Origin of the sequence: Kribbella flavida DSM 17836, assembly GCF_000024345.1 — a bacterium.
Classification (GTDB): Bacteria; Actinomycetota; Actinomycetes; order Propionibacteriales; family Kribbellaceae; genus Kribbella; species Kribbella flavida.
Genome location: NC_013729.1, coordinates 4,801,070 through 4,822,037, shown reverse-complemented (window position 1 = coordinate 4,822,037; position 20,968 = coordinate 4,801,070). Strand labels below are relative to the sequence as shown.

Annotated in this window: 18 protein-coding genes; 6 read left to right on the top strand and 12 right to left on the bottom strand. The window is 71.1% G+C overall.

Going from position 1 to position 20,968, the window contains the following annotated elements:
* The first annotated feature begins 49 nt into the window (after positions 1-49).
* Positions 50-925 (top strand): NmrA family NAD(P)-binding protein, encoded by an 876-nt coding sequence (locus KFLA_RS22195; RefSeq protein ID WP_012922057.1) that lies wholly within the window; start codon positions 50-52, stop codon positions 923-925.
* On the opposite strand, the gene KFLA_RS22190 is transcribed toward KFLA_RS22195, so the two are convergent.
* The 4 genes from KFLA_RS22190 to KFLA_RS22175 all read right to left on the bottom strand — a co-directional run bounded on the left by KFLA_RS22190 (position 922) and on the right by KFLA_RS22175 (position 3,752).
* Positions 922-1,494: a TetR/AcrR family transcriptional regulator gene (locus KFLA_RS22190; RefSeq protein ID WP_012922056.1), complete on the bottom strand. Its 573-nt coding sequence runs from the start codon at positions 1,492-1,494 to the stop codon at positions 922-924. The genes KFLA_RS22195 and KFLA_RS22190 overlap by 4 nt on opposite strands.
* 16 nt (positions 1,495-1,510) lie before the next feature.
* Positions 1,511-2,341 carry a hypothetical protein gene (locus KFLA_RS22185; protein WP_012922055.1) on the bottom strand — a complete coding sequence of 277 codons (831 nt, stop codon included), beginning with the start codon at positions 2,339-2,341 and terminating at the stop codon, positions 1,511-1,513.
* Positions 2,342-2,346: 5 nt separating this feature from the next.
* Complete coding sequence (locus tag KFLA_RS22180) at positions 2,347-2,868, bottom strand: SigE family RNA polymerase sigma factor (RefSeq protein WP_012922054.1); 522 nt, start codon at positions 2,866-2,868, stop codon at positions 2,347-2,349.
* Between the two features lie 71 nt (positions 2,869-2,939).
* Positions 2,940-3,752, bottom strand: a complete 813-nt coding sequence (locus KFLA_RS22175) for an arginase family protein (RefSeq protein ID WP_012922053.1) — start codon at positions 3,750-3,752, stop codon at positions 2,940-2,942.
* A 138-nt stretch (positions 3,753-3,890) separates the two neighbouring features.
* Between KFLA_RS22175 and KFLA_RS22170 the strand changes: the two genes are divergently transcribed.
* A complete protein-coding gene (locus KFLA_RS22170; protein ID WP_012922052.1) occupies positions 3,891-4,097 on the top strand; it encodes a hypothetical protein in 207 nt (68 codons plus the stop codon).
* Between the two features lie 108 nt (positions 4,098-4,205).
* Here the strand turns inward: KFLA_RS22170 and KFLA_RS22165 are convergent, their stop codons facing one another.
* The 4 genes from KFLA_RS22165 to KFLA_RS22150 form a co-directional block, all read right to left on the bottom strand.
* On the bottom strand, positions 4,206-5,252 hold the full coding sequence (locus tag KFLA_RS22165) for a medium chain dehydrogenase/reductase family protein (RefSeq protein ID WP_012922051.1): 1,047 nt from the start codon (positions 5,250-5,252) through the stop codon (positions 4,206-4,208).
* A gap of 32 nt (positions 5,253-5,284) precedes the next feature.
* Positions 5,285-5,905: a hypothetical protein gene (locus KFLA_RS22160; protein ID WP_012922050.1), complete on the bottom strand. Its 621-nt coding sequence runs from the start codon at positions 5,903-5,905 to the stop codon at positions 5,285-5,287.
* 80 nt (positions 5,906-5,985) lie between these two features.
* Positions 5,986-6,402 carry a Dabb family protein gene (locus tag KFLA_RS22155; RefSeq protein WP_012922049.1) on the bottom strand — a complete coding sequence of 139 codons (417 nt, stop codon included), beginning with the start codon at positions 6,400-6,402 and terminating at the stop codon, positions 5,986-5,988.
* Positions 6,399-7,604 (bottom strand): MFS transporter, encoded by a 1,206-nt coding sequence (locus tag KFLA_RS22150; RefSeq protein WP_012922048.1) that lies wholly within the window; start codon positions 7,602-7,604, stop codon positions 6,399-6,401. The genes KFLA_RS22155 and KFLA_RS22150 overlap by 4 nt, the downstream gene beginning before the upstream one ends.
* A gap of 190 nt (positions 7,605-7,794) precedes the next feature.
* Here KFLA_RS22150 and KFLA_RS22145 point away from each other — a divergent pair, with 190 nt between their 5' ends.
* Together KFLA_RS22145 and KFLA_RS22140 are read left to right on the top strand one after the other, a co-directional pair.
* The gene (locus KFLA_RS22145; RefSeq protein WP_012922047.1) at positions 7,795-10,473 is read left to right on the top strand and encodes an AAA family ATPase; all 2,679 of its coding nucleotides are present in this window, start codon (positions 7,795-7,797) and stop codon (positions 10,471-10,473) included.
* A gap of 87 nt (positions 10,474-10,560) precedes the next feature.
* Positions 10,561-12,078 carry an SMI1/KNR4 family protein gene (locus KFLA_RS22140; RefSeq protein ID WP_012922046.1) on the top strand — a complete coding sequence of 506 codons (1,518 nt, stop codon included), beginning with the start codon at positions 10,561-10,563 and terminating at the stop codon, positions 12,076-12,078.
* Here KFLA_RS22140 and KFLA_RS22135 read toward each other — a convergent pair.
* From KFLA_RS22135 to KFLA_RS22120, 4 genes are read right to left on the bottom strand one after another with little or no spacing between them, the layout of a single operon-like run.
* A complete protein-coding gene (locus tag KFLA_RS22135) occupies positions 12,075-13,331 on the bottom strand; it encodes an MFS transporter (protein ID WP_012922045.1) in 1,257 nt (418 codons plus the stop codon). The genes KFLA_RS22140 and KFLA_RS22135 overlap by 4 nt on opposite strands.
* 3 nt (positions 13,332-13,334) lie before the next feature.
* Positions 13,335-14,357 carry an ABC transporter substrate-binding protein gene (locus tag KFLA_RS22130; protein WP_012922044.1) on the bottom strand — a complete coding sequence of 341 codons (1,023 nt, stop codon included), beginning with the start codon at positions 14,355-14,357 and terminating at the stop codon, positions 13,335-13,337.
* Complete coding sequence (locus KFLA_RS36815) at positions 14,354-15,175, bottom strand: ABC transporter ATP-binding protein (protein WP_012922043.1); 822 nt, start codon at positions 15,173-15,175, stop codon at positions 14,354-14,356. Before KFLA_RS36815 ends, KFLA_RS22130 begins: the two co-directional genes overlap by 4 nt.
* On the bottom strand, positions 15,172-16,260 hold the full coding sequence (locus KFLA_RS22120) for a FecCD family ABC transporter permease (RefSeq protein WP_012922042.1): 1,089 nt from the start codon (positions 16,258-16,260) through the stop codon (positions 15,172-15,174). Before KFLA_RS22120 ends, KFLA_RS36815 begins: the two co-directional genes overlap by 4 nt.
* Positions 16,261-16,489: 229 nt before the next feature.
* Between KFLA_RS22120 and KFLA_RS22115 the strand changes: the two genes are divergently transcribed.
* Both KFLA_RS22115 and KFLA_RS22110 read left to right on the top strand, forming a co-directional pair.
* Positions 16,490-20,665, top strand: a complete 4,176-nt coding sequence (locus tag KFLA_RS22115; protein ID WP_041289439.1) for a SpoIIE family protein phosphatase — start codon at positions 16,490-16,492, stop codon at positions 20,663-20,665.
* The gene (locus KFLA_RS22110) at positions 20,662-20,955 is read left to right on the top strand and encodes an STAS domain-containing protein (protein ID WP_012922040.1); all 294 of its coding nucleotides are present in this window, start codon (positions 20,662-20,664) and stop codon (positions 20,953-20,955) included. Before KFLA_RS22115 ends, KFLA_RS22110 begins: the two co-directional genes overlap by 4 nt.
* Positions 20,956-20,968: the final 13 nt, after the last annotated feature.

Here is a 20,968-nt window from a genome sequence, read left to right as displayed (position 1 = left end):
GCGGAAGATTTCTTCCGTTTACCCGATCATCGACTCAGATGGGAGACCCATGAATCACCTTCAGCACCCGATCGCCGTCATCGGCGCGACCGGGCAGCAGGGCAGCAGCGTGGTGGAGGCCTTGCTCGACCAACGGCAGGCAGTGCGTGCGCTCGTCCGCGATCCGGCCTCGGCCGCCGCGCGGGCGCTCGAAGCCCGGGGCGTCGACGTCGTCGCCGCCGATCAGCAGGACAGCGCGTCGCTGCAGCGAGGACTCACCGATGTCGCGGCGCTGTTCTTCATGACGACGTTCGAGGGATCGGACGGAACCGAGGGCGAAGTGCGCCGCGGTGTGGCGGTCGCGGACGCGGCAGCGCGTGCGGGAGTGCCGCACGTCGTGTACTCGTCCGTCGGTGGGGCCGAACGCGCGACGGGAATTCCGCACTTCGAGAGCAAGTACCAGGTCGAGCGGCGGCTCAGCCAGGTGGTGCCGGCGACGTTCCTCCGCCCGACGTTCTTCATGGAGAACCTGTCACCGCAGCTCGCCGCCGGCGAAAGTGACGAACTGGTACTTCGGCTGCCGGTTCCGTCCGACGTTCCGCTCCAGATGATCGCTGTTCGCGACATCGGCGCTGCCGCCGCGCGGGTGCTGCTGCAGCCGGAGGCGGTCGTCGATGATGCGGTCGAACTCGGGGGCGACGAGCTCACGATGGCGCAGGTGGCCGAACGCACGGCGGCGGCTCACGGCCGGCCGACCCGGTACGAGGAGCTGCCGCTCGACGTGCTCGGCGACGACGAGGACCTGCGCGCCATGTTCCGGTGGTTCCGGACCGTTCCCGCCTACCGCGCGGACTTCGACGTGACGCGCCGCCTCGTTCCCGAGGTGCACGACTTCGCGCGGTGGGTGGCCGAGCGCACCGGCGTACGGGCTGCTGCGTCGGCCTAGCCGGGATCGGGTGCGATGCCGCGGAGGAACACCGCGCGCTGCTCCGCGGCCGCACTCGGCCAGTCCGGCACGTTCGACATCGGTTGGGCGAGCATCGCGCCGAAACGCACCACGATCCCCGCATGGACGTCCGGGCGCACCGAACCGTCGCGATGGCCGCGCTCGACGATGGCCGACATCGTCTGCCGCATCCGCGCGCGCAGTTCCGCCGACTCCGTGCCCTCGGTCATCGGCGCTCCGTGCAGCGGAAGCACCAGCTCGTCGCGATGCGCGAACGTCTGGTGCAGGAACCGGCTGATCGCGTCGTGGCCGGTCTGGCCGGATTCCAGGGCGTCCTCCGCCTCCGCCAGGATCAGGCGGTAGGCGCGGACCGCCATCGCCTCGAGCAGCGCCTCCCGGTTCGGGTAGCGGCGGTACAGCGTTCCGACCCCGACCCCGGCCTCGGCGGCGATCTTCTCCATCGGCACGAACCTGCCCTCGGCCAGACCGGCCCGGACGGCTGCCGCGATGATCCGTTCAGCGTTCTCCGCGGCGTCCTTGCGAAGTTTGCGCGGTCGGGGTGCGGTCATCAGGCCGCATTCTAGGTCAGAACCAGACGTCGCTGGTGACAGCCCGCGTCAGCTGGGCCAGGCTGAACGGCGGTTCTGCGGCGAGGGTGCGTCCTTCTTTCATCACTCCGGAGTTGTAGGACTGGATGAAGATTTCGTAGCCGTTCTTGGTGAACAGCGTTGCCCCCTGGCTGGTCACGCCGCCGTCGGCGGCCGGGCCCTGCCCCCGGAAAGTGATCACAATGGTCCCGTCCGGACGCTTCTGGCAGGACACGGGAAGGCCGCCTGCCTGCCTCGCCTGCTGCTGAACCACTCGGCAGCGCTGCTCCGGTGTTCCGGCGTAGGCCACGAACGCGATGGTGGTGGCGAAACCGTTCCAGCGGAAATGAGCGTACTGACCCGCTGCGCCGTCGTCCGTGATCCGGCCGCTGCTGGCCTCGGCGGGGGTCACCTTGCCTGGATGGAGCCGGGTGAACTTGCGCGGGAGGTCGGCGGCCTTGACCGGGATCGCGGCCTTCGGGATCGGCGGCAGCCGGTCCGGCTTCGTTGCCGGCCGGGTCACCGTGGGCGGGGCGCCCGCTGGGCTGGACGGCGTGGCGGCCGTTGCCGTCGGAGCGCCGGCGACGCCGGTGCCGGATCCGGTGACCGCAGGGCCCAGCCCGGCCGCGAAGCTGGTTGCCATCGCGACAGCGCCGACGGCGGTCACGGCTGCCACCGTGGCGCCGACGGCACGCCGGCGCCGCTTGGTCCGGCCGCGATGCACGCCGCCTTGGACCAGTCCGGCGACGTCCGGGTCGAGCTCCGCGGCGGAGCGGTGGAAGAGCGCCGAGACCCGGTCGTCCTCGGGGGTGTTGGTGTCGTCGTACATGGTGGTCAGTCCTTTCCGATGCGCAGTGAGTCGTCGATCAGGACGCGGATCCGTTGCAGAGCGCGCATGCTGCGGTTGCGCACCGCCCCGGCCGAGAGCCCCATCCGGACGGCGACCTCGTCGACGCTCAGGTCCTCGAAGTAGCGCAGCACCAGCACCGCCCGGTCGGCCTTCGGCAGCTCCGCCAGTACGTCGTGCAGCGCGACCCGCACGTCGGCGACGGCGGCCAGGTCGGCCACTGGCTGGTCCGGCACGTCGGCATGCGACTGCTCGCCGTGGCTCCGCCGGCGTACCGCGCTGAGGAACGTCCGCGTCAGGGTGGTCTGGGCGTAGGCCGCGGGATTGTCGATCCGGCCGAACGGCCGGTGCCACTTGGCGTAGACCTTGGCGAGCGTCTCCTGGACGAGATCCTCGGCCTGGTAGTGGCTGCCGCACAGCAACCACGCGGAGCGGTAGAGCTGTGCGGCGCACGCCTGGGCGAACTCCTCGAACTCCTGCTCGCGGCTCGGGCTGCTGCGATTCGGCATGTCACTCCTCGGTCGGCGTCACCCCTTTCGATGCGGAGCCCACCCCGGACGTCACACCGAACGCGAAATCGTCAGGCCTGGTGGTCGAGTCGCGAGCAGAGCGCGGCCGTCAGGCGGCGGATGACCTCGGAGTCGGCCTCGTCCGTCGCTTGCCCCGTCGGCATGTGCTCGGTGATGGCGGCACCGATGACGTGGTCGGCGCCGGAGACGAGCTCGATCAGCTGGTCGACCCGTACGCCGTCCGGCTCGGGATAGCCCAGAGAACCGAACTCGGTCGGTTCCAGGACGTCCAGGTCGATGTGCAGGTAGACAGGACCGGTGACACCGTCCAACGCCTGGCCGAAGGTGTCGACGCCGTACCGGCGGATGCCGGCACGTTCGAGGTACTCGTGCTCGGACGGGCTTCCGGCGCGCTCGCCGGCGATGATCACCTGCTCGGGAACCAGCGGCTGCGCCGGAACCAGTGCGGCCGGCCCCTCGCCCAGGAGAGTGCGCAGCACCATTCCGTGGAAGGAGCCCGAGCGGAGCGTTTGGGGTGTGTACAGGTCGGGGTGTGCGTCGATCCAGAGCACGGTCAGCCGATCGCCGTACCGGAGTCGAGCCAGGGCGATCGGTGCGAGGTCGACCGCGCAGTCGCCGCCGGTGGTGATCACGACGTCGTCGTCGATCTGCGTCAGCGCGTCGTAGGTCAGTCGCAGGTTCGTGGTCAGTACGTCGAGACCTCGTACGCCGGCGTCCGGTTTGCCGCCGGTGTCGAGCACCGGCACCGTGATGCGGCTGTCGGCGGGAACCAGCTCGGCGGTTCGGTGGGCGCCGGCTGCGAGCCGCGGTGAGTCGCCGAGACCTGAACCTTGCCACTGCGGTACGCACAGCACTGTTGTCATGGGTGGACCATACGTTTCGAGAGGTGCTGCGGCGATGGAGCAAGGTGAGCCGGACCGGGTGGGTGGATCGGCTTTAAGGCTGTCTGAAGACCGGGGTGCAGGCTGAGGGTGTTCGGTACGGCACAAAGGGGGAAGACCATGGACAGCGTGGACACCGAGAACACCGCGGTGAAGCAGGAACGGCCGAAGTTGCGGTTTCCGATGATGGCGAACGAGCAGGGCGGGGTCGGGGGTGTGCATCTCGGCGACGTCTGTCACAACCACGTGCTCACCGAGGTGTACGCCGACTTCGACGGCGAAGGACACCTTGTGCAGCTGCACACGCACGACATCGGCAGCTGCTGATCGAGGCCAGTGGTCCGGCGGCCGTCGAGTGGCCGCCGGATGCTGAGCTGGTGGGTGCGAGGTCGGCAGGGGCCCGCGACCGGCCCCGGCCGAGGTCCCGGACGACAGTCACGGGATCAGTACGACTTTGCCGGTGACGGTTCCGGACTCGGCGAGTCGGAGGGCGTCGGCGACGCGGGTCAGCGGGAGGACGCCGGCGACCTGCGCGGTGAGGTCGCCGCTGCGCATCACGCCGAAGACCGAGGTCAGGTCCTCGCGGAGGCGCGCGTAGTACGCCGCCTCGTGCTTCACGCCGGCCCAGAGGTTGTAGAAGTACGCGTGGCGCCCATTGGGCAGCGCGTTCCACAGCAGCACCCGGGCGAGGATCTTGAGCACCGGCAGCTGCTTCGAGCCGGAGTCCTCCTTGGTCGACGCGGTGCCGTACGAGACCAGGGTGCCGCCCTTGGCGAGCAGTCCCCACGAGTCCACGACGCTGCGGCCACCGACGTGGTCGAACACCGCGTCGACGCCGCCGGGCGCGAGTTCCCGGACCCGGGACGGCACGTCCTCGCTGCGGTAGTCGACCGGCTCGACTCCCAGTGCGCGCAGGACGGCGTGGTGGCGGGCGGACGCCGTACCGATGACGTGGACGCCGGCGGCGCGGGCGAGCTGGACCAGCGTGGAGCCCACGCCGCCGTTCGCGCCGTGCACGAGGATCGTCTGACCGGCGCGGATCTTGGCCTTGCCGTGCAGCATCTGCCACGCCGTGACGCCGTTGACGACGACGGTTTCCGCGTCGACCGCGCTGATGCCGTCCGGTACCTCGACGACCTTGGCGGCTCCGACGACCAAGTGGCTGGCCCAGCCGCCGATCTTGGTCAGTACTGCGACCCGGCGGCCGAGTAGCGCCGGCTCGACGCCCGCACCCGCCGACACCACGGTGCCGACCAGGTCGTAGCCCGGGACGAAGGGGAAGGGCGGCTGGTCGTAGTACCGGCCGCGGCGCATCTGCTGCTCGGCGAAGGAGATGCCGGTGGCCTCCATCGCGACCAGGACTTCGCCGCTCCCGGGCACCGGGATCGCGCCGCGGGTGAGGTGCAGTCCGTCGGGTTCGACCTTGCCGGGCAGGACCACCTGGGTCAGCTGTTCGGTGCCGTGGTTCTGGCGCTGATACATCAATGTCTCCGTTCGGTTGGAACGTCGTGGTGTCAGGCCTCGGGGAGCTCGGCCAGTGCGGCCGTACGGCGGCGCGGTTCAAGGGCTGCGGCGGCGAGGTAGGCGCCGCCGCCGGCCACGGCCAGCACCCAGTACATGCCGGGAGCGTCGAAGAACACGGACGCTGACGAGATGAGCGCGAGCCAGGTTCCGAGCGCGTACTGCAGCATGTCGCGATGAGCGGCGCCGCCGGCGAGATAGACGAGTCCGACCACGAGTCCCGATCCGGTCGGCCACAGGAGGGACTGCAGGTGTGCGTCACCGGTGGCCGAGGCGACGCCCGTGATGAGCAGGAACAACGCGACGAAGCCAACCAGCCAGGACGCGGTCAGCAGCTTGCCGGTCAGTACCTCGGTCGGTGACGCGCGCCGCTGGTCCCTGCCGGCGACGACGCTGGTGACGACGATGGCGGCGACCAGGCCGCCGATGAGCGCAGCGGGGGCAAGACCGGGCAGCGACACGATCGGCGACCGGCCGCTGGTCACGGCGAACAGCCCGTAGCCGACCAGCCAGGCCAGGCCGAAGGCGACGTACTGCGGCCGGTTGTTCAGCACGAGGCGGCGGTGGACCGGGGGAGCGGGCGGGATGGTGGTCGGCAGGTTCGTCGCGGTCATGGCAGGACTCCTCGTTCGGCTGGTGGGGGAAGGCGACCGGTCCGCCCGCGGACGGGCGGACCGGAGGTCACTCGGGTGGGTTACTTGCCGTGCGGACCGGGGGCGGCGCTGCCGGTGTACTCGCCCAAGTCGGAGATCAGCTGGGTGAGCTCGGCGTCGCTGTCGTAGCGGCGCTGGTGCAGGGCGGCGATCTTCGCGTCCATCTCGGGGTCCAGGTCGTCGGTGATGTCGTACGACATGAACTTGTCGACCAGCGGCAGACCGAGGCGGTCGGTGCGGGCGTGGGTCGGGTGGATCAGGTACTCCCAGTAGCCGTCGAGGTCCTCGATCGCGAACATCGCGCCCCACTCGTACTCGCCGCCGTAGTCGCGGCCGACGACGAAGTGCTTGACCGAGGGGATGGACCGGCCCTGGTTGCGCAGGCTCTCCAGCGCCTCCTCGAGCTGCTCCTGCGGGATGCCGGGCTTGATGGTGAAACGGTTGCCGTGGTAGATCATCGGGATTCCTTTCGGGTGGATACCTTGGTGGTCCTGGACCGGATCGCCGCGAGTGCGGCACCGGCTGTCAGCGCCACGCCTGTCCAGGTGAAGGCTGCGGCGATACCGGTGGTCTGGATGAGCGGCTGCACGGCCAGCGGCGAGAGGAACTGGCCGAGGAAGATTCCGGCGACCAGACCGCTGAGCACTTGGCCGCGCTGGGCGGGTCCGGCGAACTCGCTGAGCCGCAGGTTGAGATTGGGGACGACGAACCCGACTCCGAGGCCGCCGACGAGCAGTCCGGCCACGACTTGGGTCAGCGAGCCGGCCGTGCCGACCAGCACCCAGCCGACGCCGAGCAGCGCGAGGGCGAGCGTGGTGATCGCGGTCGGGCTCAGTCGTTGGCGGACCCGGCGGAAGGCGAGCGCTCCGGCGACGCTGGTCAAGGTGCTGCCGGCAACCACTGTGCCGATGGCGGCCGGCCCGCTGCCGAACTCGCCGAGCAGGAAGGGCAGCTGGGTGGGTGCCATGTAGAACACGAGCGTCGCGGCCAGCGCGAGGGCGTAGATACCGAAGACGCGGCCGCGGGGCAGGTCCGACGGTGCGCCTCGGGTGGACGCCGGAGCCGGCCGGTGCGGTTCTCGCAGGCCGAGCACCGCGGCCAGCGCGACGATCGCGGAGAGCGAGTAGATCCAGAACGGCGCCTTCCAGTTCACGGCGGACAGGACGCCCGCCAGCGGCAGGAAGACCACACCGCCCAGGCTCGCGGCCGCCTGCTGCAGCCCGAGGAACGCGGCGCGCCGGGGTCCGGCGTACCAGTCGATGATGGTGGCGCTGACCGCGGTCATGACTCCGCCGACCGCGAGGCCGAGGCCCGCTCGGGTGACCAGCAGCAGGTAGAGGTCGTTCACGAAGAAGCCCGCGGTGCCGGTCACGGCGTACAGGACGAGGCTCCACACCAGCAGCGGGCGGCGACCGATGCGGTCGGCAATGATCCCGGACAGCGGTGCGCTGATCGCGATGGCCAGCGAGGTCACCGTCAGTGCGAGCCGGACCAGCAGGTCGGCGCCGGCGGTGCCGGCGAAGACCTCCCGCATCACCGGCAGGCTGGGCGAGATGATGGCCGCCGCCATCAGCGTCAGGCTCGCCGCGGCGAGTACGGTGCCGCGGGCCAGGCGCGTCGGTGCGCTGACCCGGCCCGGGGCCAGGGTCGTTGCTGTCATGGTGACTCCTCGGGATTCTGCTCGGCTGGTGACACCTCCAAGGTCGCAGCGCGGGCACCTCGCTCGCGTCGGTGAAAATCACCGATCTCGCCGCCTAGCGGGCTCGCGCCGGCGCAGGTAGGTGGTCTCGGCCGGCGGACTGCCGGCCGCGGGAACGACAGCGGCGACGGTCTTCGCCTAGCGTTTGGTCATGCGAACTCCGTCTCCCCCGCTGCTCGGCCGACGCGAGGCGGTCCAGCGGCTCGACCAGCTCGTGGAAGCGGCCCGCAAGGGCAACGGCGGCGCGCTGGTGCTGCGCGGCGAGGCCGGGATCGGCAAGAGCGCCCTGCTGGACCACGGACGGCAAGCGGCCGCCGGGTTCTGGGTGATCGAGGCGTCGGGCTCGGAGTTCGAGACGGAACTGCCGTTCGCGGCGCTGCACCAGCTGTGTGTGCCGGTGCTGGGTCACCTCGGCGAGCTGTCCCAGCGTCACTCCGAGGCGCTGCAGGTCGCGTTCGGGCTGGCGGCCGGACGGCCGGACTTCTTCGGCATCGGCTTGGCCACGCTGGAGTTGCTGGCCGCCGCAAGCCGGAGAAGCCCGTTGCTGTGCGTCGTCGACGACGCACAGTGGCTGGACGACGCCTCGGCGAAGGTGCTGACCTTCCTGGCCCGGCGCCTCGCTTCGGAACCTGTCGCGATGGTCTTCGCCGCCCGTACGCCGGACGGTGCCGCCGGTCTGGAGGAGTTGCCCGGCCTCGTGCTGGAAGGTCTGAACGATGGCGACGCTCGGGCCTTGCTCGCAGCCGAGAGCGCGGCGCCGATCGACGAGCAGGTGCGTGACCGGATCTTGGCCGAGGCGCGCGGCAATCCGCTGGCCCTGCTCGAGCTGCCGCGCGCGGGCGGCTTCGCGATGCCCGACACGTCGTCGGTGCCGAACCGGATCGAGCGCAGCTTCGAGGCCCGGCTGCTGGAGCTCCCGGCCGGGGCGCGACTGTTGCTGACGGTGGCGAGCGCCGATCCGACCGGTGATCCCGGCCTGCTGTGGCGCGCCGCGCAACAGTTGGGTGTCGACGTGACGGCCGCTTCCACCGCTGCGGAGGCCTCAGGGCTCGTCGAGTTCTCCACCCGTGTGCGCTTCTGCCATCCGCTGGCGCGCTCGGCCGCGTACCGCACTGCGGCCACCGGTGAGCGCCAGGCGGCTCATCGCGCGCTGGCAGCCGTCACGGCGTCCACGGCCGACCCGGATCGGCAGGTGTGGCATCGCGCGCAGGGCAATTCGGGACCCGACGACGAGCTTGCGGCTGCTCTCGAGCAGTCGGCGGCCCGGGCACAGGCCCGTGGTGGGGTGGCCGCCGCAGCCGCGTTCCTGGAGCGCGCGGCGGCCCTGTCGCTCGACCCGGCGCTCAGGGCGGAGCGGACGCTCGCTGCCGTTCAGGCGAAGCTCGACGCGGGGATGACCGACGCGGCGGCCGACCTGCTCACCACCGTCGAAACGAGTGCCGTGGACGAGGCAGCGCAGGCCCGGGTCGACCTGTTGCACGGACAGATCGATTTCGTGCGGCACGCCCACAGCGACGGGGCGATGTCCATGGTGCGGGCGGCACACCGACTGGCGCCCGTGGACGCGCTGCGCTCGCGCGACTGCTTCCTCGACGCGCTGGAGATGGGGCTGGTCGTCGGACGGGCGGGCGGCGTGATGGACATGGTGCTGAACGAAGCCCGCTCGGCTCCGGCGGCCCCGCAGTCCCCGGATCTGCTCGACGCGTTGGTTCTGCTGGCCACCGAGGGCCACCAGTCCGCCGTACCACTGGTGCGGCAGGTTCTTGCCGACAGCGAGCTGTGGACGCGGCGTCCTGCGCTGGCCACCGTGCTCGCGGCAGAGCTGTGGGATCTGGCGACGCACGCCGAGATCACCGCGTGGCTGGTGCGGACCGGTCGGGAGATCGGGTCGCCGCTGCTTCTCCGCCTCGGTCTCGCCCAACTGGCGTGCCGTGCGGTGGCCTCGGGCGAGTTCACCGAGGCGATGGCGGCGGTCGCCGAGGAAGAGGCGGTCGCTGACGCGCTCGGCGTACCGACGTCGCTCTACCCGCAGCTGCACCTCGCCGCGATGCGCGGTCGCCGGCAGGAGGCGTTCGAGCTGATCGCGACCGCCACGTCGGTGGCCACCGACCTCGGCAGCGGGCTGATCATCGCGAACGTGCACTGGGCGACCGCGCTGCTCAACAACGCACTGGCCGACTACCCGGCGGCGCTCGCTGCCGCCCGGCAGGCCGTCGAAGCCGGCGACCTCTACCTCGCCGGAATCGCGCTGCCCGAGCTCGTCGAGGCGGCCGTCCGCTGCGACGAGCACGCCGTCGCCGCAGCGGCGCTGGAGTCCTTGACGGAACGCACTGCTGCCAGCGGCACTTCCTGGGGTCTCGGTGTCGCCGCGTTCGCGCGGGCGCTGGTGACCGATGCCGAGGACAACTATGTCGAGGCGGTCGAGCGGCTGGGCGACAGCCCGGCGCTTCCGTACCGCGGACGCGCCCACCTGCTGTACGGCGAGTGGCTTCGTCGGGAAGGCCGTCGGCGGGACGCGCGCGAGCACCTCCGTACGGCGCACGAGTTGTTCTCCGGCACGGGGATGGAGGCGTTCGCGCGGCGCGCCGCCGACGAGCTGCGCGCCACCGGAGAGGTCGCCCGCAACCGCTCGACCGACGGTGGCGATCAACTCACCCTGCAAGAGGTGCACATCGCCCGGCTGGTCGCCACCGGCGCCACGTCCAAGGAGGTGGCGTCCCGGCTGTTCCTCAGCCCGCGCACCGTGGACGCCCACCTGCGCAACATCTTCCGGAAGCTCGGCATCACCTCCCGCCGCCAACTCAAGGACCTGCCGCACCTCGTCACGTGAGGTGCAGGTTCCACTATCGGGCCCCAGCGGTGGCCGCAACCTGCCACCGGGCGGGGCACACGCGGCCGGACCACCACACTGCTGGGCATGAGGGCGCTCGACGAGAGGATCGCACGTCTGCGCCGCAAGCTGGCGGCGGTGCCGAAGGTGGCATCCCTGATCGCCGGCGGCCACGGATCGGCTGAGGCACTCGAGCTCAGGCGGCCGGTGTCGGAACAGTGGCTGACCACCCTCGAGGCGCAGTGGCACATCCGGCTGCCTGCCGCCTACCGGGCCTTCTTGCGCGAGGTCGGCGAGGCGGGAGCAGGCCCGTACCACGGCCTGCTGCCGACGTACCAGTGGGACGACCTGGACGAGATCGAGCCGGCCCGGCCGTTCCCGGTCGGGCCGGACCACCGGTACGCCGGCGAGGACTGGTGGCGCGAGTTCGGCTGGCAGGACGAGGGGGAGGCGGTGTGGCCGGGAATGCTCACTGTCGGTCATCTGGGCTGTGGCGACCTGGTCGGGCTCGTCGTCACCGGGCCGGCCGCGGGCCGCGTCGTCTACACGTCCGATGCCGGGCCGCCGTACTTTCCGCCGTACGCCGACTTCGTGGCGTGGTACGAGGGATGGCTGGACGAGGTGATCTGCGGGGTGCTGACCGGAGCCTGGTTCGGCCGGTGGCCGGTGCGCCCGGACGAGATGGTCCGCGAGGTCGTCGACGCGGGCATCGATCCGGTACGCCGGGCCCGGATCGCCTTGCAGCTCAGCAACCTGGAGGGCGGAGACGAGCCGCCTGACCGGGTGCTGCCCGCGCTGACCCGAGCTACGGCTGACGAGGCAGCCGTCGTCCGGGCGGCGGCGCTCTGCTCGTTGGGTCGCCGCGCCGACCAGCAGGCAGCCGTCGCAGAGGCAGTAGCCGGTGAGCAGAATCCGTGGGTTGCCGAGATCGCCCGCTTGTCCCTGGGCACAGGCTCGGCGTCGTCCTCGTCGCGCGAAGCGGGTGCGGAAGCCAGGGTGCGTCGGGACGAGCCAAAGGTGCGTCCGGTCCGGCAGTCGGCGAGTCAGGGCGACGATCGTCGATGGGCGGACGCCGACCGGATCGTCGAGACGGCGTACCGGGCGGTGCGACCGGCTGCTCGCCGGCTGCGGTTGCGCATGCAGCTGCAGCAGTACACCGGGTACGAGTTCGTGGAAATCGCCGGCGTCACTCCGGTCAGCGAGGACACCTATCTCGTCACGAAGGTGATCACGACTCCGGACGCCGACTACCCGACGGTCCGGAGGTTCGACCCGGTGACGCCCGGCTACACCTGGCACCTGCGGCGGACGACCGAACTGGGCGACGACACAGTCGCCGAGGCCGCGACGATCGCGCTGTCGGTGAACGACCGCGGCGTGGCCCAGTTGCGCTGCGGCGACCAGGTGAGACCGGCCACCGGGCGCGACTGGACCGAGTTGGCCACGACAGTCCTCGAGCCATGGTCGAGCCGCACCCGCCACGGCTTGTTCGGCTTCCTGCGGATCCTGCTGGCCCCATTGCCGATCGCCATGGTGATGCTCTACGTCTTCTGGCCGGTGGTCCTCATCGGCGGCATCGCGTTCTTGCTGACCCGGTGCGGCTAGGGCGACTGGAGTGCTGGCGCCGGTACGCCGAAGGAGCGGGCGCGCAGCGGTGAACGCCAAGCGAGGATCGCGCTGATCAGTACGGCGGACGACATCACCGCGTAGGCGTGCCGGGCGCTGGTGAACTCGGCGAGCAGACCGGCGGCGAGGGCGCCGAGCGGGGTGCCTCCCCAGGCGAGCATGCGGGCGGTGGTGTTGACGCGGGCCTGCAGTTCCAGCGGGGTGACGAGTTGGCGGGCGGTGATGCCGTTGAGGATGGTGAGGGTGCTGGTGAAGCTCCAGAGCAGCAGCGGGGTGATTGCCAGTGGCAACGAGGGTGCGTAGGCGGTCAGCAGCAGGGCGACGGGGTTCGTGCTGAGGGTGGCGATGGTGATCCAGCCGATCGGTACGCGGTCGGTCAGGCGGCGGAGGGCGACGGCGGCCAGGAAGGCTCCGGCCGCGACGACGGCGACCAGGACCCCGATGCCGCTGCCTTGCTCCGACAGGCCGAGGTCGCGGACGGCGAAGACCACCAGGAGAGCGCTCACCGCGCCGCCGGTGACGGAGTTGCCGAAGCCCAGCAGGGTGAGCGAGCGGACGACCGGCTGCCGCCGGACGAACTGCAGGCCTTCCCGGATGCCGGTGCGCAGGGTTTCCGGGCTTCTCGTCCGGGCGTCGGGGGCGTCGAAGGATCTGCCGATCAGGGCGAGCAGCGCGCCGGCCACGACGTACGAGGCAGCGTCGAAGGAGAGTGCGGGTGCGGCGCCGACGGTGGCGACCAGCGCACCGCCGACGACCGGACCGCCGAGACCGGCGAGCGTTGTCACGGTCCAGATCATGCTGTTCGCCGGGACGACCCGGGACCGGCCGACCAGAGCCGGCAAGGCGCCGAAGGAACTGGCGTCGAACCAGACGAAGCTGGTGGCGACGACGGCCGCCACCACGACGGCATGGGGTGCTGTCAGCTGCCCGATCCAGGACGCGACGGGGACGCTCAGCAGTGCCGCGGCGGACACCGCCTGGCAGCCGAGCATGAGCCGCCGCCGCGGGAGCCGGTCCGCCATCGCGCCGGCGATCAGCCCGAACAGCAGGTACGGAGCGACCTGCATCGCCGTGACCAGTGACGTCACCAGCGGCGACGACGTCACCTGGAAGACGAGCAGCGGCAACGCCACCGTCGTGATGGCCGACCCGACCACTGCGACGGTCCGGGCCAGCAGGAACAGGACGAAAGCCCGGTCCCGCAGCAGTGGGGTCTCGACGGTCTCCGGCACGGGTCAGCTCTTCGGGTGCAGGCCGTCGGCGATGGTGGCGACGCCCTCGATCGAGGCGAGCGTACCCGGCGCGAAGGTGGCGTTGCGGACGCCGACCAGTCGTCCGGTGCGAACGGCCGGCGTCCCGGGGAAGGTGCGGGTCAGGTAGTCGACCGTCTGCCGCTGGTGCTCGTCGTTCTGGACAGCGAAGACGAACGCGTCGGGGTTACGTTCCAGCACGACTTCGGCGTTGATCTCGGCCGCGTAGAAGTCGGCGAAGCGCTGCTCGGTCGGGGCGAACACGTTCCGGCCGCCGGCCAGCCGCAGCATGTCCACCTCGATGGCGGCGCCGATGGCGTAGAGCTTGCCGCCCTCGTAGAAGACCTGGGCGGTCTTGACCGGCGAACGACCGGCGATGCGGTCGGTCACCGCGGCCAGGTCGGCGCGAGCCTGCTTCTCCAGCTCGGCGGCCTGGTCGGCCCGGCCCAGCACCTTGCCGAGGGTGCGCAGGTCGGAGAACGCGTCCTCGACCGTGCCGGTGGACCTGCGCTGCCGGCAGCCCGCGGTCGCGACGTACGGCGTTGCCCCCGCCTTGAGCAGGTCGTCCTTGCCGGCGAAGCCCTGCTCGGTGCTGAACTCGTACTCCGAGCCGCTGAACACGAAGTCCGGCGACTGGGAGACCAGGATCTCCTTGCTCGGCGGCGTCTTCGCGCCCAGGGAGCGGATCGTCTTCAGCTCGTCGGCCAGGTCCGGGCTCGGCTTCGACACCCCGTCCTGGGCTTGCGCGACGATCCGGTCCTTCAGACCGAGCCGCAGCAGGATCTCGGTCTGGCCGGGGTAGAGGCCGACGATGCGCTGGGGCTCTTTCGCGATCGTGAAGTCGCGGCCGCAGTTGCTGATCGTCATCGGGTACTGCGCCTGCGCGGTGCCGGCCGCGGACGGGCTGCCGGTGGGCGACTGGGAGGCGGTGGACACGGAGCCGCAGCCCGCGACGCCGGTCAGTACCAGAGCTGCGGCCAGGAGAGGGCGGATCGGGCGGTTCGTCATGCGATCGGTTCCTTTGCAGAGGATTCGAGGCCGGGAGAGGGGAGCTCGGGGGAGTCGACCTGGGTCAGTGCCAGCAGCAACCGCCCGGTCCGGGGATGCACCAGGACGTCGCAGGCGACGCCGTAAACGGCCTGGACGCGTTCCGGTGTGAGGACTTCACCGGGCGGTCCAACGGTGACGAGGCGTCCCCGGTCCAGCAGCGCCAGGCGGTCGCAGTACGCCGCTGCGAGGGTGAGGTCGTGCAGGGCGACGATCGCCGTGACGCCGAGGCGCCGGACGAGGCTGAGCAGGTCTAGCTGATGGGCGATGTCGAGGTGGTTGGTGGGCTCGTCCAGCAGCAGCACCTGCGGCTCCTGGGCCAAGGCGCGGGCAAGCATGACGCGCTGCCGCTCACCGCCGGACAGTGTCGGCAGCAGCCGATCCTCGAGGTGGAGCGCGCCGACCTCGGCCAGACAGTCGCGGGCCCGGGGGAGGTCCTCCCGGTCGCTGCGCCTGGTCAGGGACCGGTGCGGGATGCGGCCGAGCAGCACGACGTCGAGCACGTTCAGCTCCACCTCGGACGGGTTGTCCTGAGTCAGGACGGCGCATCGCCGAGCCACCTCGCGGGTCGTCGCGCTCCACACGTCGAGGTCGCCCAGGTGCACCGCGCCGGCGTCCGGACGGATGGCTCGGTAGATCGTGCGAAGCAGCGTCGACTTGCCCGAGCCGTTGGGCCCGAGCAGGCCGACCACTTCGCCGGGTCGCACTTCCAGGTCGACGTCGCTGAGAACGGGATGACCGGACAGCGTGACGCCGATGTTCTGCGCACTGACCTTCATCGGACGCCTCCGACCGGACGCCGGCGCAGCATCCAGAGAAAGAACGGAGCGCCGACGGCAGCGGTGACGATCCCGATCGGCAGCTCCTGGGGGGCGGCAGCGATGCGCGCGACGATGTCGACGAGCACCAGGAAGATCGCCCCGCCCAGAGTTGCCACCGGCACCAATCGCCGGTGGTCGGCACCGACCAGCAGCCGGCAGACGTGCGGCACGACCATGCCGACGAAGCCGATGCCGCCACTGACCGCGACCACCGCCCCGGTGAGCAACGAGGTGGCGAGCAGCATCTCGACCCGGAACCGGGAGACGTCGACGCCCAAGGAAGTCGCGGTTTCGTCGCCGGTCATCACCGCGTTGAGCGGTCCGACCCGTTGCCGGGCGTGGACCACGCAGCCGAGCACGATGATGGCCGGGATCGCGAGCGTCTGCCACGTCGCCGTCGAGACGCTGCCGAGCAGGAAGAACACCAGGCCGGGCAGCTTGCCGTGATCGGCGGTGACGGTGATCCAGCTGGTCGCGGCACTGAACAGGTAGGAGAGCGCGACCCCGGCCAGGACCAGGCGCAGCGACTCGACCCGGCCGCCCCGCTGCGCGAGCACGAAGACGAGCAACGCCGCGACGGCAGCGCCGCAGAACGCCGCGCCGGAGACGATCACCCCCGGCACGACGGCCCCGGCGGCCAGTGCGGCGACCGCGCCGAGCGACGCTCCGGACGAGGCGCCGAGCACGAACGGGTCGGCCAGCGGGTTCCTGATCGCGGCCTGCAGAATCGTGCCGGCCACCGCCAGCGCGGCGCCGACCAGAGCCGCCAGCAGCGTGCGCGGCAGCCGGAACTGCCAGACGATCTGGTCCTCGGTGAGGGACCAGGTGGCGATGTGCTCACCGGGAACGAGATGAGCCCACAGGATCCTGGCCGTCGTACCGACCGGGACGCGGACCGGCCCGATGCCCGAGCTCACCACCACGACGACGACGAGCACCCCCAGCAGCGCTGCGACGATCAGCCGCTGCCGGCCGGCCGAGGATCTCGGTGGGGCTTCGCGCCGCGCGAGCGCGGGCCGCCGGGGAGGAGCGGTGGCTGACATGACAGTAAATGATAACGGTTTTCATTTCAGTAGTCATGTCGGTCTGCATCGATTTCTCGCAGCGGTGCCCAACTTCCGTGCCGCGCGTGGTCCACCGGGGCGGATGCCGTATAACGGAACAGCGCCGGCCAGGGGCGGCCAGGTGCGAGAGGCGCTGAGGGTAGGGCGAGGGCAACGGCCGGGCTGAGGGAAAGGGCGTCGAGTGGCGCGTACTGACGATCCTGACCGGGTGGAGTTCACGGCGGGTGGCGTGTTCGCTGCCGACAGCGAGGTCGGCCGGGATCTGGCCCGGGTGGACTGGGCGGCGACGCCGCTCGGGGCGCCGGACGGGTGGCCGCAGAGCCTGCAGACGGCGGTCAGCATCCTGCTGTCGTCCCGGTTCTCGATGTGGATGGCGTGGGGGCCGGAGCTGACGTTCTTCTGCAACGCGGCGTACCGGCGGGACACCCTGGGGCGCAAGTACCCGTGGGCGCTCGGCCGGCCGGCCAGTGAGGTGTGGGCCGAGATCTGGGACGACATCGGTCCGCGCATCGAGACCGTGCTGACGACGGGCCGGGCGACCTGGGACGAGGCGCTGCTGCTGTTCCTGGAGCGGTCCGGGTACCCGGAGGAGACCTACCACACGTTCTCCTACAGCCCGCTGCGCGACGACGACGGCGCGGTCGTCGGCATGTTGTGCGTGGTCACCGAGGACACCGACCGGGTGATCGGCGAGCGGCGGATGGCCACCCTGCGCGACCTCGGGTCGGACCCCAGCGTCGTCCGCACCGAGCGGGAGATGCTCGGCTTCGTGGGCCAGCAGCTGGCCGGCAATCCGCGTGACCTGCCCTTCTCGCTGACTTACCTGTTCGACGACGAGGGCGTCGCCCGGCTGGCGGGCCGGACCGGTATCGCCGCGGGCCATGCCGCCGCCGCGGAGACCGTGCCGATCGGCCCGGACCCGATGGGCCCGGGCGGCCGCTGGCCCGCGGCGACCGCGGCCGAAGGAGCATCGGCCCTGGTGGCGCTCGACGACGCTGTCTTCGGCCGCCTGCCGACCGGCGACTGGCCTGAGCCGCCGACCCAGGCGCTGGTGGTGCCGTTGCTGCAGCAGGGCACGTCGCCGTCCGGGTTCCTGGTGGTGGCCCTGAACCGGTACCGGCCCCTGGACGAGAGTTACCGTGGCTTTCTCGACCTGGTGGCCGGACATGTCGCGGCGGGAGTCGCGAGCGCTCGCAGTTACCAGGCCCAGCAGCGGCGAGCCGAGGAACTGGCCGAGCTCGATCGCGCGAAGACCGCCTTCTTCTCCAACATCAGCCACGAGTTCCGGACCCCGCTGACCCTGATCGTCGGCCCGCTGGAGGAGTTGCGAGCCCGCCCGGACGGCGTCGACGCGCGGGCTCGGGAGGAGCTGGAACTCATCCACCGCAGTGCGTTGCGGCTGGGCAAGCTGGTCAACAGCCTGCTGGACTTCTCGCGCCTGGAAGCCGGCCGGATGCAGGCCCAGTACGAGCCGGTGGATCTCGCTGCCGTGGTGGCTGAGCTGGCGAGCGTGTTCCGCTCTGCCGTCGAGAAGGCGGGCCTGACCTTCGAGGTGGACTGCCCGCCGCTGCCGGAGCCGGTGTACATCGACCGGGGGCTGTGGGAGAAGGTCGTGCTCAACCTGCTCAGCAACGCCCTGAAGTTCACCTTCGACGGTTCCGTCCGGGTGGCGGTGCGAGCCGACGAAGGCCACGCGGTCGTCGCCGTCGCCGACACCGGGATCGGCGTGCCCGAGCAGGAGATGCCGCGGCTGTTCGAGCGGTTCCACCGGATCGAGAACGCGCGGTCCCGCTCCAACGAAGGAAGCGGTATCGGGCTGGCGCTGGTGAAGGAACTGGTCGGGCTGCACGGCGGCACGATCTCCGCCGCCTCCGTCGAGAAGCAGGGCACGACGTTCACCCTCCGGATCCCGTACGGGACGAGCCACCTGCCGGCCGCGGCAGTGAAGCCGGCCAGCGGCTCCGGCAGCGTTTCGACGACCGCCGACCCCTTCGTGCACGAGGCGCTGCGGTGGCTGCCGTCGTCCGAGGGCGTTCAGGACGACGCCGGCTCGGCGCGGGAGGAGGACGCCTCGGCGCTGGACACCCAGCTGTCGCCAGGGACCGGCCGGGATCTGCCGGCCCGGGTGCTGATCGCCGACGACAACGCCGACATGCGCGAGTACCTCGCCCGCCTCCTGCGCGGCGCCGGTCACCGGGTCAGTGCCGTCACGGACGGGTACGCCGCCCTCGACCGGGCCCGCGCGGAGACGCCCGACCTGATCATCAGCGACGTGATGATGCCCGGCCTGGACGGATTGCGGCTGGTGGCCGATCTGCGCGCCGACGGCCGGACGGCCGGCATCCCGGTGCTGCTGCTGTCCGCGCGTGCGGGGCAGGAGGCATCCATCGAGGGACTGGAAGCCGGGGCCGACGACTACCTGGTGAAGCCGTTCTCCGCGGCGGAGCTGCTCGCCCGCGTGCAGACGAACGTGAAGCTGGTCCGGCTGCGCAACCAGCACGCCCGCTGGCGTACCGCGTTGGTCGACTCCCTGCAGGAGGCGTTTTTCGTCTGCGACCACGACGGCGCGGTGATCGAGATCAACAGCGCCTTCACCGAGGTGCTCGGCTTCGGTCCCGACCAGCTGCCCTACGTCCCGGTGCACCCGTGGTGGCCCGACCAGCAGACCGATCCCGAGGCGCACCGTCAGGTGGCCGACGCGTTCGCGACAGTGCTCGAACAGCCGCGCGGGACCTACACGATTCCGGTGCGCCACCGCGACGGGCACCGGCTGTGGGTGGCGGCGGCGTTCAACGAGGTCACGGACCCCGACACGGGCCGCCGGGTGATCGTCGGCACGTTCCGTGACGTCACCGCCGAGCACTATGCCGTCCAGCGGGAGAGCGCCTTGGCCGCGTTGAGCATGCGGCTGACGGAGTCCGAGAGCCTCACGGAGGCGCTGCGCACGGCCCTGAAGGAACTGCAGGCCGTGTGGCATGCGCGCCGCGTACTGGGTGTTGTGTTCGACAGCTCCGGCACGCCCACGGTGACCTCGACCGAGCCGGACCTGAGCTGGACCGAGCTGTCCGAGGAACGGCGCCAGGACCTGACCCTGCTGCGGGACAAGCCGCCGCTGACGCCCACTGCGGGCCAGATGGCCGGTGCAGGCGTGTGTCTGGATCACCCTGACGGGACGATGGTGCTTTGGATCGAGCTGGAGGAGCAACGCCCCTTCACCGACGAGGACCAGACCTTGCTGGCGCTGCTCGCTGGTCACCTGGGTCAAGGGCTGCACCGCGTCCACCAGATCGACCAGCAGCGCCAGACGGCGCTCGCGCTGCAGCTGGCCATCCTGGGCCCGGCCCAGTTGCCGAGCGGATTCGGGGTCCGGTACCAGCCGGCCGCCCAGCCGCTCAAGGTCGGCGGCGACTGGTACGACACGATCGAGTTGCTCGACGGCCGGATCGGCATCGTCGTCGGTGACTGCGTCGGGCACGGCCTGGAGGCAGCCACCGTGATGGGGCAACTGCGCAGCGCCTGCCGAGCTCTGCTGCTGCAGGACCCGCGACCGGCGCACACCTTGGCGGCCCTGGACCGCTTTGCCACGACGATCCCCGGCGCGCTGTGCACCACCGTCTTCTGTGGGGTTCTCGACCCCGCGACCGGCCGCATCACGTACTCCAGCGCCGGGCACCCGCCGGGCATCGTCGGCCAGCCCGACGGCACCACCCGCCTGCTGGACCAGGGCCGGTCGTTGCCGCTCGGCGTGCGGCTGGACGTCGTCCGGCCGGAGGCGGAGTTCACCCTCCCCGCCCGGGCCATCCTCATGCTCTACACCGACGGGCTGGTGGAGCGCCGGCGAGAACCGCTCACGGCCGGCATCGAGCAAGCCGCGGCAGCGGTGCAAGCCCGCCGGGGTGATCCGATCGAATCCATCGCGAGCAGCGTCATGTCCACGCTGGCTCCGCACGGCGACTTCGACGACGACGTGGCCCTCCTGCTCTACCGGCACCCCGGACCGCTCGAGCTGGACGTGGCCTCCGGCTTCGGGGGGCTCGCCGCCACCCGCGCGGCGCTACGGACCTGGCTCGACCGGTGCGGCCTGGCGCCCGAAGTCGCCCAGAATGTGCTCGTCGCGGCCGGCGAGGCCTGTGCCAACGCCATCGAGCACGGCAACCGCTTCGACTCCGGCGGCCGGATCCGGCTGCTGGCCGCCGCGACGGCGGACGACCTTCACCTGACGGTGGTCGACAACGGTCGCTGGAAGACCCCAGAATCTACTTCCGACGACGACCGTCGACGCGGACGTGGTCTGGTCCTGATGAAGGCGTTGATGGACGAGGTGACCATCACCACCGACAGCACGGGCACCACCGTGGCACTGCAGACAAGGATCACCGGATGACCACGCCCCTCAGCCTCACGACGGGCCGCACCGCCGACGGCCGGCAGACGCTGACCGTGGCCGGAGAGATCGACGTGAGCAATGCGGCAGCCTTCGCGACCGCGCTGTCCGAGGCGAGTGCGGAGACGCCGCCGCTGGTCGTGGACCTCACTGCCGTGGAGTACCTCGACAGCGCCGGCCTGGCCGCCCTGTTCGATCACGCCGACCACATCGAGCTGGTCGCGCCCGCGCTCCTGGAGCCGGTCCTGACCATCTCCGGTCTCGCCAGCCTGGTCACGATTCGCCACTAGACCTGGCCAGGCC

Coding starts and splice junctions, on each gene's coding strand:
- KFLA_RS22195 (WP_012922057.1), top strand. CDS start 50: ATGAATCACCTTCAGCACCCGATCGCCGTCATCGGCGCGACCGGGCAG.
- KFLA_RS22190 (WP_012922056.1), bottom strand. CDS start 1,494: ATGACCGCACCCCGACCGCGCAAACTTCGCAAGGACGCCGCGGAGAAC.
- KFLA_RS22185 (WP_012922055.1), bottom strand. CDS start 2,341: ATGTACGACGACACCAACACCCCCGAGGACGACCGGGTCTCGGCGCTC.
- KFLA_RS22180 (WP_012922054.1), bottom strand. CDS start 2,868: ATGCCGAATCGCAGCAGCCCGAGCCGCGAGCAGGAGTTCGAGGAGTTC.
- KFLA_RS22175 (WP_012922053.1), bottom strand. CDS start 3,752: ATGACAACAGTGCTGTGCGTACCGCAGTGGCAAGGTTCAGGTCTCGGC.
- KFLA_RS22170 (WP_012922052.1), top strand. CDS start 3,891: ATGGACAGCGTGGACACCGAGAACACCGCGGTGAAGCAGGAACGGCCG.
- KFLA_RS22165 (WP_012922051.1), bottom strand. CDS start 5,252: ATGTATCAGCGCCAGAACCACGGCACCGAACAGCTGACCCAGGTGGTC.
- KFLA_RS22160 (WP_012922050.1), bottom strand. CDS start 5,905: ATGACCGCGACGAACCTGCCGACCACCATCCCGCCCGCTCCCCCGGTC.
- KFLA_RS22155 (WP_012922049.1), bottom strand. CDS start 6,402: ATGATCTACCACGGCAACCGTTTCACCATCAAGCCCGGCATCCCGCAG.
- KFLA_RS22150 (WP_012922048.1), bottom strand. CDS start 7,604: ATGACAGCAACGACCCTGGCCCCGGGCCGGGTCAGCGCACCGACGCGC.
- KFLA_RS22145 (WP_012922047.1), top strand. CDS start 7,795: ATGCGAACTCCGTCTCCCCCGCTGCTCGGCCGACGCGAGGCGGTCCAG.
- KFLA_RS22140 (WP_012922046.1), top strand. CDS start 10,561: ATGAGGGCGCTCGACGAGAGGATCGCACGTCTGCGCCGCAAGCTGGCG.
- KFLA_RS22130 (WP_012922044.1), bottom strand. CDS start 14,357: ATGACGAACCGCCCGATCCGCCCTCTCCTGGCCGCAGCTCTGGTACTG.
- KFLA_RS36815 (WP_012922043.1), bottom strand. CDS start 15,175: ATGAAGGTCAGTGCGCAGAACATCGGCGTCACGCTGTCCGGTCATCCC.
- KFLA_RS22120 (WP_012922042.1), bottom strand. CDS start 16,260: ATGTCAGCCACCGCTCCTCCCCGGCGGCCCGCGCTCGCGCGGCGCGAA.
- KFLA_RS22110 (WP_012922040.1), top strand. CDS start 20,662: ATGACCACGCCCCTCAGCCTCACGACGGGCCGCACCGCCGACGGCCGG.